This is a genomic window from Niallia sp. FSL R7-0648 (assembly GCF_038007005.1).
Lineage (GTDB): Bacteria > Bacillota > Bacilli > Bacillales > Cytobacillaceae > Niallia > Niallia circulans.
Genome location: NZ_JBBOWE010000001.1, coordinates 3,275,368 through 3,289,106 on the forward strand (window position 1 = coordinate 3,275,368; position 13,739 = coordinate 3,289,106).

The 13,739-nt window shown below is 35.2% G+C and carries 15 protein-coding genes; 5 read left to right on the forward strand and 10 right to left on the reverse strand.

All coding sequences use genetic code 11. The annotated features are described in order from the left end of the window. Positions 1-52 precede the first annotated feature (52 nt). A complete protein-coding gene (locus tag NSQ89_RS16140; RefSeq protein WP_341132916.1) occupies positions 53-619 on the forward strand; it encodes a chromate transporter in 567 nt (188 codons plus the stop codon). A 1-nt stretch (position 620) separates the two neighbouring features. Next, entirely contained in the window at positions 621-1,160 is a 540-nt protein-coding gene (locus tag NSQ89_RS16145) for a chromate transporter (RefSeq protein ID WP_061799016.1), read from the forward strand. A gap of 122 nt (positions 1,161-1,282) precedes the next feature. Here the strand turns inward: NSQ89_RS16145 and NSQ89_RS16150 are convergent, their stop codons facing one another. From NSQ89_RS16150 to NSQ89_RS16160, 3 genes are read right to left on the reverse strand one after another with little or no spacing between them, the layout of a single operon-like run. Beyond that, a complete protein-coding gene (locus NSQ89_RS16150; RefSeq protein WP_341132917.1) occupies positions 1,283-1,849 on the reverse strand; it encodes a 5' nucleotidase, NT5C type in 567 nt (188 codons plus the stop codon). A 19-nt stretch (positions 1,850-1,868) separates the two neighbouring features. Then, entirely contained in the window at positions 1,869-2,969 is a 1,101-nt protein-coding gene (gene ribD, locus NSQ89_RS16155; RefSeq protein WP_047942194.1) for a bifunctional diaminohydroxyphosphoribosylaminopyrimidine deaminase/5-amino-6-(5-phosphoribosylamino)uracil reductase RibD, read from the reverse strand. Positions 2,970-2,981: 12 nt separating this feature from the next. Beyond that, on the reverse strand, positions 2,982-3,719 hold the full coding sequence (locus tag NSQ89_RS16160) for a GTP cyclohydrolase II (RefSeq protein WP_047942195.1): 738 nt from the start codon (positions 3,717-3,719) through the stop codon (positions 2,982-2,984). A gap of 427 nt (positions 3,720-4,146) precedes the next feature. Between NSQ89_RS16160 and NSQ89_RS16165 the strand changes: the two genes are divergently transcribed. Next, positions 4,147-5,022, forward strand: coding sequence for a TetR/AcrR family transcriptional regulator (locus tag NSQ89_RS16165; RefSeq protein WP_047942196.1), 876 nt, complete (start codon positions 4,147-4,149; stop codon positions 5,020-5,022). A 90-nt stretch (positions 5,023-5,112) separates the two neighbouring features. Next, positions 5,113-6,102 (forward strand): potassium channel family protein, encoded by a 990-nt coding sequence (locus tag NSQ89_RS16170; RefSeq protein ID WP_341132918.1) that lies wholly within the window; start codon positions 5,113-5,115, stop codon positions 6,100-6,102. A 174-nt stretch (positions 6,103-6,276) separates the two neighbouring features. Here the strand turns inward: NSQ89_RS16170 and NSQ89_RS16175 are convergent, their stop codons facing one another. The 3 genes from NSQ89_RS16175 to NSQ89_RS16185 form a co-directional block, all read right to left on the reverse strand. After that, the gene (locus NSQ89_RS16175) at positions 6,277-6,609 is read right to left on the reverse strand and encodes a four-helix bundle copper-binding protein (protein ID WP_047942197.1); all 333 of its coding nucleotides are present in this window, start codon (positions 6,607-6,609) and stop codon (positions 6,277-6,279) included. A 163-nt stretch (positions 6,610-6,772) separates the two neighbouring features. Further along, positions 6,773-8,119, reverse strand: coding sequence for a glucose-6-phosphate isomerase (locus NSQ89_RS16180; RefSeq protein ID WP_061799020.1), 1,347 nt, complete (start codon positions 8,117-8,119; stop codon positions 6,773-6,775). Positions 8,120-8,318: 199 nt separating this feature from the next. After that, positions 8,319-9,482, reverse strand: a complete 1,164-nt coding sequence (locus NSQ89_RS16185; protein ID WP_061799022.1) for an iron-containing alcohol dehydrogenase — start codon at positions 9,480-9,482, stop codon at positions 8,319-8,321. A gap of 225 nt (positions 9,483-9,707) precedes the next feature. Between NSQ89_RS16185 and NSQ89_RS16190 the strand changes: the two genes are divergently transcribed. Then, positions 9,708-9,941, forward strand: a complete 234-nt coding sequence (locus NSQ89_RS16190; protein WP_047942200.1) for a DUF378 domain-containing protein — start codon at positions 9,708-9,710, stop codon at positions 9,939-9,941. A gap of 85 nt (positions 9,942-10,026) precedes the next feature. Here NSQ89_RS16190 and NSQ89_RS16195 read toward each other — a convergent pair whose 3' ends face one another. From NSQ89_RS16195 to NSQ89_RS16210, 4 genes are all read right to left on the reverse strand, one after another. Beyond that, positions 10,027-11,250, reverse strand: a complete 1,224-nt coding sequence (locus NSQ89_RS16195) for an ornithine--oxo-acid transaminase (RefSeq protein WP_341132919.1) — start codon at positions 11,248-11,250, stop codon at positions 10,027-10,029. 184 nt (positions 11,251-11,434) lie between these two features. Further along, on the reverse strand, positions 11,435-11,839 hold the full coding sequence (gene yugI / locus NSQ89_RS16200) for a S1 domain-containing post-transcriptional regulator GSP13 (RefSeq protein ID WP_095259324.1): 405 nt from the start codon (positions 11,837-11,839) through the stop codon (positions 11,435-11,437). Between the two features lie 213 nt (positions 11,840-12,052). Beyond that, positions 12,053-13,225, reverse strand: a complete 1,173-nt coding sequence (locus NSQ89_RS16205) for an aminotransferase (protein WP_047942203.1) — start codon at positions 13,223-13,225, stop codon at positions 12,053-12,055. Beyond that, on the reverse strand, positions 13,225-13,725 hold the full coding sequence (locus NSQ89_RS16210) for an Lrp/AsnC family transcriptional regulator (RefSeq protein WP_047942204.1): 501 nt from the start codon (positions 13,723-13,725) through the stop codon (positions 13,225-13,227). The genes NSQ89_RS16205 and NSQ89_RS16210 overlap by 1 nt, the downstream gene beginning before the upstream one ends. Positions 13,726-13,739 lie beyond the last annotated feature (14 nt).

Sequence of the window (13,739 nt, forward strand, 5' to 3'; positions counted from 1 at the left end):
AATTACGTGTCATTACTATCGTTAGAGTTGTTAAGAAAGGAGATATTTCTTTATGTATAAAGATTTAATTCTAGGCATGCTTCGGGCTGGCATTTTCGGCTTTGGTGGTGGTCCTTCTGTTATTCCTCTGTTTCGTCACGAAGCAGTAACAAAATATAAGTGGATGGCTAATGATGAATTTGGGGATGCTTTAGCAATTGCGAATACACTTCCTGGACCTATTGCCACAAAATTAGCTGCCTATATAGGTTATCATCAAAAAGGGATAATCGGAGCAATCATAAGCGTAATCGTTCATATACTACCGACTTGTTTAGCAATGGTATTCTTATTTTCCTTTATCTCTATCCTCAGTCATTCACCAATAATAACAAGTATGATTGGAGCAGTCGTTCCTGTCATTGCCGTTATGCTTGGCTTAATGGCATATGAGTTTGGAGAAAAGGCGGTCAAAGGATTAGGAATCTATGCTGGAATTGGATTAACACTTGTCTGCCTTCTATTGCTACAAGTATTTTCCATACATCCAGGTATTGTTGTACTTATTTTTCTTATCTATGGAGTATTCCATTTTAAATTAAAAGATAAACTTCTACATAACAAAGAAAGAGGCATATAAGATGATTTTTGTAAGTATTTTCCTCAGTTTTCTTGTGGCAAATTTATTAGGTTATGGCGGTGGTCCTGCTTCTATTCCTTTAATGTATGAGGAGATAGTTAATCGATATAATTGGTTATCCAACATTGAATTTTCCAATATGCTCGCTTTTGCTAATGCTCTGCCTGGACCAATTGCTACCAAAATAGCTGCATATGTAGGCTTTGGAGTTGGAGGATGGGGTGGATTTATTGTTGCTTTATTGGCAACTATTCTCCCTTCAGCAGTTGCTCTTATTTTTTTATTAAAATTAATGAAAAAACATCAAAATTCGAAGATTGTCAAAGGCATGACGCTTCTTGTACAGCCTGTAATAACAGCATTAATGTTGGTTTTAACCTATGAAATGTTTCAAGATTCCTATCATTCCATCGGTATCATTCAATCTGTTTGCATTGCTGTCATTGCCTTTTTATTACTGCAGAAGTGGAAGGTACATCCTGCCCTAGTTATAATAATAGCCTTTCTATACGGAGGATTCATTGCTCCTCATTTAAGCTAAAAAGCTCTTTAAAAGAAGGGTTGGCAATTCATATCATAGAAAAAGATAAATACATGAGCTATGAAAGGTAAATTAATATACGAAATAGCCTGAATGAGGCACTCAGGCTATTTCTATTCCTATTAACTTTCATACAAAGCTCGCAGCTGGTTCCACTCCTTTATTCTATTCAACTCCTCTAAATGTTGATTATAGGGATGATCCTTTACATACAGCTTTGTGGTATATCCTTGAAGCGTTTCTAGGACAGCAGGTTTATCATCAAAATAGTAGTCTAATTGAAGCTCCTGGATGATACAAATTTTCTCGTGATCTTCCATTCCACAAAAAAAATGACTATCAATCACCGGAAACCCTGCTTGCTTCATCCAATCTTTCGTCTTTTCGGCAAATTGTTTTTTTCGTGCTGTAATATAATAAACCTCATGACCATTACTAACAAGTTCATTTAGTGCTTCAATGGCATCTGGAAAAGGAGGACAATTTGTAAAATATATTTCTTCTCTAAGAGAGTTCCAAAGCTGCTTTCCTTCAGTAGCATTTAATCCAAATGGTTCGTGAATTTCAACTGTTTTTAATGCATGGAATTCTTTTAATGGAATATTTTTCTTTAACTTATGATTATAAAGTTCAAAAGCATGTTGTCTTAAATTGATAAGTGTATCGTCTATATCAAAACCAAACTTCATTATTTCCTCCGTAGAAACACTATTTAATTATATCGGGATAAGCAGTTATTTTCATATCCGCGCCCACCCATTCCGTCTTCTCAAATCTTAAGGAAACTGCTTCATCTACTGTATCAATATCTTCCCCTTTAAATGGTGTAAAGGAATTGGCACCACCTACTATTTTAGGAGCAATATATACTAAATACTTTTGAATAAGTTGCTGACGCATAAAACTTGCATTTACTTCACTTCCACCTTCAAGAAGAATATCTGTAACTCCACGTTTATATAATTCCTTTAAAACTATCTCCAAATCTAATTTCCCCTGAATAGAAGGAACTGTGAATAATTCTACACCCTTTTCTTTTAAAACAGCTGCTTTCTCTGATTGAAGGGTAGCACTTGTAGCAATGATTGTTTTTGCTTCCCTACAATCAGTAATATTAGCATCTAGGGGTGTTCTTAAATTTGCGTCCAAAATAATCCGAATTGGATTCTTTGATGGCCCCTCTAATCGAGTTGTTAATTTAGGATTATCAGCGAGCACAGTACCAACACCAACTAAGATTGCATCTACTTCATTTCTTAAAAGATGCACTTCTTTTCTTGCTTCTTCTCCTGTAATCCACTGACTATGTCCTGTATGGGTAGCAATTTTGCCGTCTAAGGTCATTGCTACCTTAGATATGACAAAAGGTTTTTCATGTATCATATTATGAATAAAACGTTCATTTAATTGCTGGGCTTCTTTTTTTAGAACACCAACTTCTACATCAATTCCTGCTTCCCTCAAGATGTTAATACCTCGTCCAGCAACTTGCGGATTTGGATCTTCTGTGGCTACTACCACTCTTTTCACTCCAGAGTCTTTCACTAAAAGTGCACAAGGTGGTGTTTTCCCATAGTGTGAGCATGGCTCTAGCGTCACATAAAGAGTTGCATCTTTTGCATGGTCTCCAGCCATTTTAAAAGCATGGACCTCAGCATGTGGCTCTCCTGCTTTGCGATGGAGGCCAGTTCCGACAATTACTCCGTCCTTTACAATGACAGCTCCCACAACTGGATTTGGATTTGTCTTACCAAGTGCAGATGCTGCAAGGTCTAACGCCATTCTCATATAATCTTGATCATGCTTCATACCTTATTCTCCTTAAATGGTCACTGTATTTTTCAAGGGAATATGACCAGATTTATTCACTTTCGTGTTTAAATAATTCTCATTATAAGTTGAGACATCCCCCCATAAGGGAATATTTTCTTCTGCTGTAAGACCAAGTTTTTTAAGTGCATCAAGCTTCTTTGGATTGTTAGTTATTAATTTAACTGGTTTTTGTCGAAGGGCTTGAAGTACTTTAATCGGTGCTTCATAACTTCTTAAATCATCAGGAAAATCTAGTGCGAGATTTGCCTCCACAGTATCTAGACCATTTTCTTGTAAAAGGTAAGCAAGGGATTTAGTAAATAGCCCAATACCTCTTCCTTCATGATTAGCTAAATAAAAGAGAGCTCCATTTCCATTCTCTACAATCATGCGCATCGATTCTTTTAATTGATATCCGCAATCACAACGTTTACTACCAAAAATGTCGCCAGTATGACATATACTATGCATACGTATTAATGCATTTTCTGCATTTTTGAAGTCACCGTATACTAAAACAGAGGATTGTTGATAATCCGCTAAATGTAAACTCGGTAAAGAACGAAGTACTTCCTCTTTCGTTTCATCCTTCTTTATCGGTAACCATGTATACCATTGAAATGTCACTACTTGATCGTCCAATTGAACTGGTAATTTTACTGGTCCAACTAAACTTAAATTCTGTTCTTCATTAAATGCGATTATTTCCATCTTATTTTGAAGAAGATCGATAACATTTTGATCCATTACAAAATCTCCTTTATCTTCTGTTATGTTCTTATTTTTATTTCTTATCGGTATAGAATTTTTGATTATTAAAGTTCTTTACACTTACTATATGTAAAATATAAAGAATGTAGACAAACTGATACTTACGATACGTAAGTAAGTTTATTATTATAAGAAACGCTCGTCAAGGAATCAGCTCGATTTAATTAACTTAAACCAATTGGATTACTCAACTTTCGCCCTTCATCTTTTTATGCGTATAATCATATAGCAAATCTTTTTTTCGCACAATTCGTAACTACTTCCCTCAATTAAGAAGAAGCAAAGCCCTATACATTGATTTTTTCCTTCAATTACTATATAATGTGACTGATTAGTCACATATATTAGAAAAAGATGACCAATAAGTCAAGGTGTACTTCCTATACGTCCAGGAGGAAATTACGTGAAAGAAAAAGAAAAAATAATTATAGATTCTGCCATAAAGTTTTTTGCTCAAAAGGGATTTTCTTCTACATCAGTGCAAGAAATTGCAAGTGATTGCGGTATATCAAAAGGAGCCTTTTATTTATACTTTAAATCAAAAGACTCTCTTCTTTATAAAATTATGCAATATTACTACGATGAATTGATTACTACTATGGAAGAAATAAGTCAAAGGCGAATCCCTGCAAGAGAAAAATACATCGATCAGCTTACCTTTATGTTTAATCATGCTTTAAAACATAAAGAGTTTATTGTCATGCAATCAAAAGAACAAGCTATTCCCTTAAATAATTCTATCAAAGATCTGTTAGTAAAAATGCAGTCCGAGCTTCAAAGTTATAATCTCCAAGGACTCCACTCTATTTATGGGGAAGAGAAAAAGCAATACCTTTTAGATTTGCTTATGATCCAAGATGGCCTTATTCATTCTTTTTTAAAACTTGTGATTTTAGAGCCTATTAATGTCTCAACAAGGGATATTTCCATCTACTTATTAAAAAGATTAGATTCAATTATAACAGATATGGACAAAAATAATGAGCATCCACTCTTTTCTACTTCTTTTCTAAAATATATAATTAAAAAGCCTAAAATTAACTTTATGGAACATAGCCATCAAGATATACTAGATGCTATTGCCTCCATCCAACGTAAGATTGAGCATGGAGCAAACAAACAAGAGATAGAAATAACACTAGAAGTATTAATGGCAGAGATTCATGCTGATGAACCAAGAGTACCCATAATTAAAGGCATGCTCTCTAACTTGAACGACTATAAAAACTTTGAAGAAGAACAGAAAACAATTGCTTCTTTTTATCATATCCAACTTTAAAAATATCCTGATAAAAAACTTTCATTGATTATGAAAGTTTTTTTATTGGTCAATAATGCAAAGGATAACAACTATTATGAGGTGTTTACTTTGCCTAATTCTATCCTTTCTAGATTTTTAAGATTACCGTTAAGTATTCGTGTTTTATCGATTTCCTTAACTATTATAATCCTATTCGGCTGCTTTATCACTTTAGTGGAACCAGAAACATTTCCCACTTTATTTGAAGGCATTTGGTGGGCCATTATTACTACCTCTACCGTTGGATACGGCGATTATGCTCCTATTACCGTTCTTGGGAGGATAACCGGCATGCTGTTAATCTTAACAGGCGTCGGATTTCTCTCTACCTACTTAGTAACATTGGCAACAGCAGCTGTGGCTAAACAAAACGCGTATCTGGAAGGAAAAACCACTTATAGAGGACAAAACCACTTGATAATTGTCGGCTGGAATGAACGGTCCAAACTAATCATCCATTCTATCATTAAAGATCGCGAAAACATTCCAATTACTTTAATCGATGAGTCCTTAGCAACAAATCCAGTTCCAGAAACTATTCATTTTGTAAAAGGGAATTCTAATTTAGATAGTGTCCTATTGAAAGCGAATATCATGACTGCTAGTAAGGTCATTTTAACAGCAGATCAAAACAAAGAAGAATTACAAGCAGATATGCACACTATTTTAACTTTACTTGCTATTAAAGGACTAAATGCAAATGTACCTTGCATCGTTGAAATACTTACTGCTGAACAAATACAAAATGCTAAAAGAGCTGGTGCAGATGAAATAATTGAAACAAACAGCCTTACTAGCTTTGTTATGCACAACAGTTTAAATTCACAAGATACGATGATTGCATTTTTAGAGCTTTTAAATCAATTGAAGGATAAAAAGCTTCAATTTATTCCAGTGAAGAATATAGAGGAAGAATTAGTTGATTATCTGACTTTAAACAATTTTTTATTAGCTGAGGGTAAATTATTATTAGGGGTCAAACGTGGGGGAACTAGTTATCTAAATCCAAAGTCTTCATTTGAATTTGAGGAAAAGGATGAGTTAATTATTATTACTTAGAAATGTTGTTAGCTAAATGAGTACAGGAAGTTGTCATGAAAGCAGATGAGAAAAATTCTTTTTTAAATTATGGTTTTTCGAGGCTGTCGCTCGCTTAAAACTGTTTCGAACCGCCTCCTCGAAAAACCAATTTTTTTCTCTTTCAATAAAGAGCTAAGTCTTTATTACAACCTGTTATGCTTCTAAAAATGTTTTACATGCTTCTACACACTCTTTACAGATTTCTGCACAATATTGACAATGGCGATGATCGTGTTTCTTACATTCATTTGCACAATCCTCACAAACAGAAAGGCATATTTCTGCAAATTCTTTTGCATATGGAGATTTTCTGATAATTGCCTGCTCTAAATAACTACAAAATTGAATACTTTCCCTATTCATATGAATACAATCAAGCATTGGTGCTACCTGCTCTTCTGTTAAACATTCATTTAAGCAATGATTACAAACAATCATGCATTCCTGTAATGATTTAATCAATAACTGTTCTTTTTCAACAAGCATTCCTATTTCCTCCTTCTATTACCCCTTTCTATTTATTTAACCTCTCTTAAAACCTTTAAACATCTTGAATTAAAAATGAATAGAGAAGTAAGTATGTTTTCCTAAATAAAAAAGCTGTCGAATACTCAAATACGAGTATATCGGCAGCTCAATCCATTCTATCTTATAGACGACTTTCTAACTCTGCTTTTTTCTCTTCAAAGCCAGGTTTACCTAGTAAAGCAAACATATTTACTTTGTATGCTTCAACCCCTGGTTGATCAAATGGATTTACTCCTAATAAATATCCACTAATCGCACAAGCTTTTTCGAAGAAATACACAAGATATCCAAATGTATATTCATTCATTTCTGGTATTGTTACAATTAAATTTGGCACACCGCCATCTGTATGTGCAAGTAACGTACCTTCAAATGCTTTATTATTAACAAAGTCAACAGTTTGTCCAGCTAAATAATTTAGCCCGTCTAAGTCATTTTCTTCTGCTTCGATAACTAATTCATGACGAGGCTTATCTACTTTAACAATTGTTTCAAAAATATCGCGACGGCCTTCCTGCACATATTGTCCTAAAGAGTGAAGGTCTGTTGAGAAGTTTGCTGAAGAAGGATAAATACCTTTTTGGTCTTTCCCTTCACTTTCACCAAACAATTGCTTCCACCACTCAGAGAAGTATTGCAATCCTGGCTCGTAGTTGATTAACATTTCAATTGTTTTTCCTTTGTTATAAAGAACGTTACGAACTGCAGCATATTGATAGGCAATGTTATTTTTTAATTCAGATGTACCGAAATCTGTTCTAGCCGCTGCTGCCCCTTCCATCATTGCTGTAATATCCGCACCGCTGACAGCGATTGGTAATAAACCAACTGGTGTTAAAACAGAATAGCGTCCACCAACATCATCTGGGATAATAAATGATTCATAGCCCTCTTCTGTAGCAAGAGTTTTTAAAGCTCCTTTTGCTTTATCAGTAGTAGCATAGATTCTCTTTCTCGCTTCTTCTACTCCATATTTTTGTTCCAACAATTTACGGAAAATACGGAACGCAATTGCCGGCTCAGTAGTTGTTCCAGACTTAGAAATAACGTTAATAGAGAAATCTTTATCTCCAAGGAAGTCAATTACATCACTCATATAAGTGGAGCTAATATCTTTTCCAATAAAGATAATTTGTGGTGTTTGTCTCTTTTCTTTTGATAAAGAATTATAGAAGCTATGATTTAACATTTCAATTGCAGCACGTGCTCCTAGGTAAGAACCACCAATACCGATTACAAGTAAAACCTCTGAGTCGCTTTTAATTTTTTCTGCTGCTTTTTGAATGCGAGCAAATTCTTCTTTATCATAATCTACAGGAAGATCGATCCATCCTAAAAAATCACTTCCTTGTCCAGTTTTTTCATGCAAGGAATGATGGGCAACTTTAACTGCATCTTCTAAATATGTAATTTCGTGCTCTCCAAAGAAACTTAATGCCTTTGAGTAATCAAAACGAACGTGTGTCATAAATGATCCTCCAATATAATTAATTTATACTCCTCTTCCACTTTATCGGAAGTAGAAAAAGTAATCAAGAAAGAACTTGATATGAAAACGGATACAAACTGTTTTTTTTAATTTTTTCACCAATTATTCCATTTCTTCTCTATTACAGAAAGACGAACAAACAATTCATGCTAACTGTTTGCTCGTCTTTCTTCATTTTTTATAAAGAGGCTTTATAAATTGCTAAAACATCCTCTGCATCTAACACTTTAAATTGGCCAAATCCACCATTCGTCATTGCTTTTTCAACCATTAACTCAAGTTTACTATCATCAATGTCGTAATCAGCTAAACGAGAAGGTGCACCAAGGTCATTCCAGAATGCTCGTAATTTCTCAATTCCTTCTAGACCAGCTTCTTCCGCTGTTTTCCCTTCTGGGTCTACCCCAAATACGCGAACAGCTAATTGCTTAAAGCGTTCTGGTTTTACTGCTAAATTATGCTTCATCCAATTAGGGAAAAGAATGGCAAGTCCTCCACCATGAGGAATATCATATACTGCAGAAACAGCATGTTCAATGTTGTGGGTAGCCCAATCACCACGATATCCCATATTAAGCATACCATTAAGAGCCATCGTTCCACAATATAATATTGCAGCACGATATTCATAATTTTCTAGGTCGTTTACAAGTTTTGGCCCAAACTCTATAACCGTTTTCAATACAGATTCACACATATAATCCTGTAATTCTGTGTGTTCTTCTAAATGGAAATAATGTTCAAACACATGTGACATCATATCTACAATTCCGTATATTGTTTGATCTTTCGGAACTGTATATGTATTTTCCGGATCTAAAATAGAAAATACCGGGAATGTAAATGGACTTCCCCAGCCAACTTTCTCTTGTGTTTCCCAATTAGTAATAACAGAGCCAGAGTTCATTTCAGAACCAGTGGCTGCAAGTGTTAAAACTGTGCCAAATGGTAACGCTGCTTTAGGCATAGCTTTTTTTGTGATGAACTCCCAAGGGTTCCCATCAAATTTTGCTCCTGCTGCAATGGCCTTAGTACAGTCAATAACGCTTCCTCCACCAACTGCTAAAATAAAATCAATGCCTTCTGTTTTACATATATCAACTCCACGTTGTACAGTAGTTAATCGAGGATTGGGCTCTACACCAGATAATTCAAATACCTCTTTGCCATTTTCCTTTAAGATGGTCATTACATTATCATATAGACCGTTTCTTTTAATACTTCCTCCTCCGTATACTAAGAGGATTTTTTTTCCATAGGAAGCTAATTGATCTTTTAGTTGTGCCAATTGCCCTTTACCAAAAATAAGTTTTGTCGGGTTATAAAAAACAAAGTTTTCCAAATGAATGCCTCCCATTCTGTTTTTACATTAGTAAAAAGAAATACTAATTGTACGCTTATTATTAATCAAACTTATGAGAAAATCAAAAGATTGAGCTTAGTACTGACAAATAGTATGTGTTTTCTCTATCATTCATTATTCGTTAAATTTTCCCCAAATGCATACTTTCGTAAATTCTACTAAGAATAAGAAAGATTCCACTATATTTTTTAAGGAGGACATAAAATGAGCGCAATCCAAAGAGTTGCATTAATATTAACGATTATAGGAGCAATAAATTGGGGATTAATTGGCTTTTTTCAATTTGATTTAGTGGCAACATTATTCGGCGGCCAAGGATCGGTCGTTTCTCGTATTATTTACGGTTTAGTCGGAATTGCAGGATTAATTAACCTTGGTTTATTATTTAAGCCATCTTCTGCAGCTGAAAGAGAGTCTATCCCAAAAACAGCTAGATAAATAAAAATGGATAAACAAAAACAAAGCCGAACAATTCAACTTGCTGAATTGTTTGGCTTTTTTGTAAGGAATGGTTCGTTTTTATTTAGTTTAGATCCTGGATATCCTCATTTAATACTTGCTTTATACGCTCTATCGCCCAATCTAGCTCTTCCTTCGTAATCGTTAATGGTGGAGCAAAGCGAATGACGGAATCATGGGTTTCTTTGCATAACAGTCCTACTTCTTTTAACTTTTCACAATAAGTTCTAGCCTCAACCTTTAATTCAACCCCTATAAACAATCCTCTTCCGCGTATTTCTTTTATTATTGGATTTGTTATTTCCGATAACTTTTGAAGAAAGTACTCGCCTAATTGCGCCGAACGATCGGTCAAATTCTCTTCTAAGATTACATCTATAGCTGCAATTGATACAGCACACGCCATTGGATTTCCTCCAAAGGTTGATCCATGAGAGCCTGGATTAAAAACACCTAATATGTCTTTATCTGCAACTACACATGAAATAGGGAAGACTCCTCCTCCAAGCGCTTTTCCTAAAATATACATATCTGGTACAATACCGTACCACTCACTCGCAAATAATTTACCTGTTCTTGATAGACCTGTTTGAATTTCATCGGCAATAAACAAAATATTATTAGCCTTACATAATCGATAGGCTTCTTCCATAAAGCCTAGAGGAGGAATGATAATCCCAGCCTCCCCCTGAATTGGTTCTACAATAAATGCTGCTGTATTTGCGGTAATCGCTTCTTGTAATTGTTCAATATCTCCATAGGCAATTGTTTTAATCCCTGGTAACAATGGTCCAAATCCGCGTTTATATTCTTCATCCGAGGAAAGAGAAACGGCGCCCAGTGTTCTTCCATGAAAATTCCCCTCGCACACAATGAGTTCTGCTTTGTCCTTTTCTATTCCTTTGCAGTCATATCCCCATCTTCTTGCTGCTTTGATAGCAGTTTCTACGGCTTCAGCACCTGTATTCATCGGTAAGATCATCTCTTTTTTTGTTAGGGAGCTAATCTTTTCATACCAAGGACCTAATTGATCATGATGAAAGGCTCGAGAAGTTAAGGTTACACGGTCCGCTTGTCTCTTCAATGCTTGGATTATTTTAGGATGACGATGCCCTTGGTTTAATGCGGAATAAGCACTCAGCATATCCATATATTTATTTCCTTCAGGGTCGGTAATCCAGACTCCTTCTGCTCCTGAAATAACAATCGGCAATGGATTATAATTTTTTGCTCCATATTTCTCTGACTGTTCCATTAGTGAGATAGATTTATTAACTTCTTGTACCATTTAATCATCCTCCCATTTAATGTATAAATGTAAGTAAAGATCTATATTATTAACTTTAGCTGATTTTTCTACAGATGGATAGATATTTATTTTCTAAAAATTCATTCTAGATTACCTCTCCCTTGAAAAGCGCAAAAAAGGCTGCTCAATGTGTAATTCACATTGGACAGCCTTTTATAAAATGTTATTTTTTAATTAAATCATCGCGGTTAGATTGATCAATCCACTCTTGTAATTTATCTTTTAACGTATTAAATCCTTGTACGTTTTCTGTTTCAACTACAGCAGCTGTTTGACGTTTAGGACGAGGTTTTTTTGCTTTAGCAGCTTCTGGTTGCGCTGGTGCTTCTTCTGTTGCACGGATAGAAAGACCAATTTTTCCAGCATTTTCGTCAATGGAAAGAACTTTAACGTTCACTTCATCGCCAACTTTTAAAAATTCATTAATATCTTTTACATAACCATGGGTTACTTCAGAAATATGAACTAAACCTTGTGTATTTTCATCTAAAGAAACAAACGCACCATATGGTTGAATGCCTGTTACCTTTCCTGTAATAACACTTCCAACTTCAATTTTATCTGACATGAGAACACTCCTAATTGTTTATATTAATTTTCCTTTTATATGCATTATAAGATTATATCACAATATCGCCATATTTACAAAAGGATTTATTTTTACTGTTATAATTCCCGTTAATCTTTTGCTTAAACTATGACCTTTACGGAAACCAGCTTAAATAAAAAAAGGCATTTGAAAGGATGGGACTTCCCATCTATTCAACACCTCTTTTTGCCTTTATTTAGAATATTTTTCGACAAATCGCTTCATTCGTTTCATAGCTTCTTGCAATTGTTGCAACGATGTAGCATAGGAACAACGAACGTGTCCTTCGCCACTTTCACCAAATACACTTCCTGGCACAACTGCTACTTTTTCTTCCATCAGCAGTCTTTCTGCGAATGACTCTGCATTCATTTTTGTCGCTGTTATATTAGGAAACGCATAAAAAGCTCCCCCAGGCATATGACAAGTTAACCCCATATCATTTAAGGATTGAACGATAAAATTCCTTCTGCGCCGGTAGCTTTTCTTCATTTCTTCTACATCGTTTTCACCACTTCGCAATGCTTCTAATCCAGCATATTGAGCCATCGTTGGGGCACACATTAAACTATATTGATGAATCTTTAGCATCGCTTGAATTAATTCCTCTGGTCCACAAACAAAACCTAGTCTCCAGCCTGTCATGGCAAATCCCTTTGAAAAACCAGAAAGGAGAATAGTACGTTTCCATGCTCCCTCTATTGCTGCTGTACTTGTATATTCTTCATCATAGCAAAGCTCTGCGTATATTTCATCGGAAAGAATAAGCAAGTCATGCTTTTCTGCTACTGCCACAATTGCTGCAAGCTCCTCTTGAGAGAGTGTGGATCCGGTAGGATTATTAGGCGAACAAAGCATAATTGCTTTTGTTCGGTCCGTAATGACTTCTTCTAGTTGAAAAGGCTTGATTTTAAAATTATTCTCCTTTAAGCTTTGAACCGCAATTGGAACCCCTCCTGCAAGCGTTACTAACGGTGCATAGGAAACAAAGCATGGTTCAACAACAATAACCTCTTCTCCTTGGTTCAAAATAGCCCGTAAAGCGATATCGATTGCCTGACTAGCTCCAACAGTTACAATGATTTCTGAAGATGGCTTATAGGATACCGTAAATCTTTTTTGCATATAATGACTGATTTCCTCTCGAAGCTCGAGTAGTCCAGGATTTGCCGTATATGAGGTATACCCTTGTTCGAGTGATAAAATTGCTGCCTCTCTTGTTGACCAGGAGGTGACAAAATCTGGCTCTCCTACACCGAGGGAAATAACTCCTTCCATACCGGATGCTAAATCAAAAAATCTGCGTATTCCAGATGGTTTCATTTCCTCAACCTTTTGTGCAATATAACTTTTTGTTTGTCTCATTACGGTGACACCACAATTCTTTTGTCATCATCCGATTGTTCAAATATTGTTCCATCATGCTTATATTGTTTTAAAATAAAATGAGTTGTTGTTGAGATAACTGAATCCAATGTAGATAGTTTTTCTGAAACAAATCTCGCTACTTCATTCATCGATTTGCCTTCAATAATAACTGATAAATCATATGCTCCTGACATTAAATATAGTGACTTAACCTCTTTAAAACGATAAATTCTTTGAGCAACCTCGTCAAAGCCTACCCCTCTTTTAGGTGTAACTTTTACATCAATCATTGCAGTAACACCTTCATGACCTTCCACTTTTGACCAATCTACTATTGATGTATAACGCACTACGACATTTACTTCTTCTAATTTCGCAATCAACTCTTTTGTCTTTTCTAAATCTTCCCCAATCATCTTAGCTATATCTTCATCAGAAATCCTCGCATCTTTTTCTAGAATTTCTGCAATTTCAATTTCTTTATCTGTTAGTTTCATGTCCATCCTCCTGC

Bases quoted from the DNA above. Each gene is read 5' to 3' on its own strand.
- NSQ89_RS16140 (WP_341132916.1), top strand. From the start codon at position 53: ATGTATAAAGATTTAATTCTAGGCATGCTTCGGGCTGGCATTTTCGGC.
- NSQ89_RS16190 (WP_047942200.1), top strand. From the start codon at position 9,708: ATGAGCGCAATCCAAAGAGTTGCATTAATATTAACGATTATAGGAGCA.
- NSQ89_RS16175 (WP_047942197.1), bottom strand. From the start codon at position 6,609: ATGCTTGTTGAAAAAGAACAGTTATTGATTAAATCATTACAGGAATGC.
- yugI (WP_095259324.1), bottom strand. From the start codon at position 11,839: ATGTCAGATAAAATTGAAGTTGGAAGTGTTATTACAGGAAAGGTAACA.
- NSQ89_RS16205 (WP_047942203.1), bottom strand. From the start codon at position 13,225: ATGAGACAAACAAAAAGTTATATTGCACAAAAGGTTGAGGAAATGAAA.
- NSQ89_RS16210 (WP_047942204.1), bottom strand. From the start codon at position 13,725: ATGAAACTAACAGATAAAGAAATTGAAATTGCAGAAATTCTAGAAAAA.
- NSQ89_RS16180 (WP_061799020.1), bottom strand. From the start codon at position 8,119: ATGACACACGTTCGTTTTGATTACTCAAAGGCATTAAGTTTCTTTGGA.
- NSQ89_RS16145 (WP_061799016.1), top strand. From the start codon at position 621: ATGATTTTTGTAAGTATTTTCCTCAGTTTTCTTGTGGCAAATTTATTA.
- NSQ89_RS16160 (WP_047942195.1), bottom strand. From the start codon at position 3,719: ATGGATCAAAATGTTATCGATCTTCTTCAAAATAAGATGGAAATAATC.
- ribD (WP_047942194.1), bottom strand. From the start codon at position 2,969: ATGAAGCATGATCAAGATTATATGAGAATGGCGTTAGACCTTGCAGCA.
- NSQ89_RS16150 (WP_341132917.1), bottom strand. From the start codon at position 1,849: ATGAAGTTTGGTTTTGATATAGACGATACACTTATCAATTTAAGACAA.
- NSQ89_RS16195 (WP_341132919.1), bottom strand. From the start codon at position 11,250: ATGGTACAAGAAGTTAATAAATCTATCTCACTAATGGAACAGTCAGAG.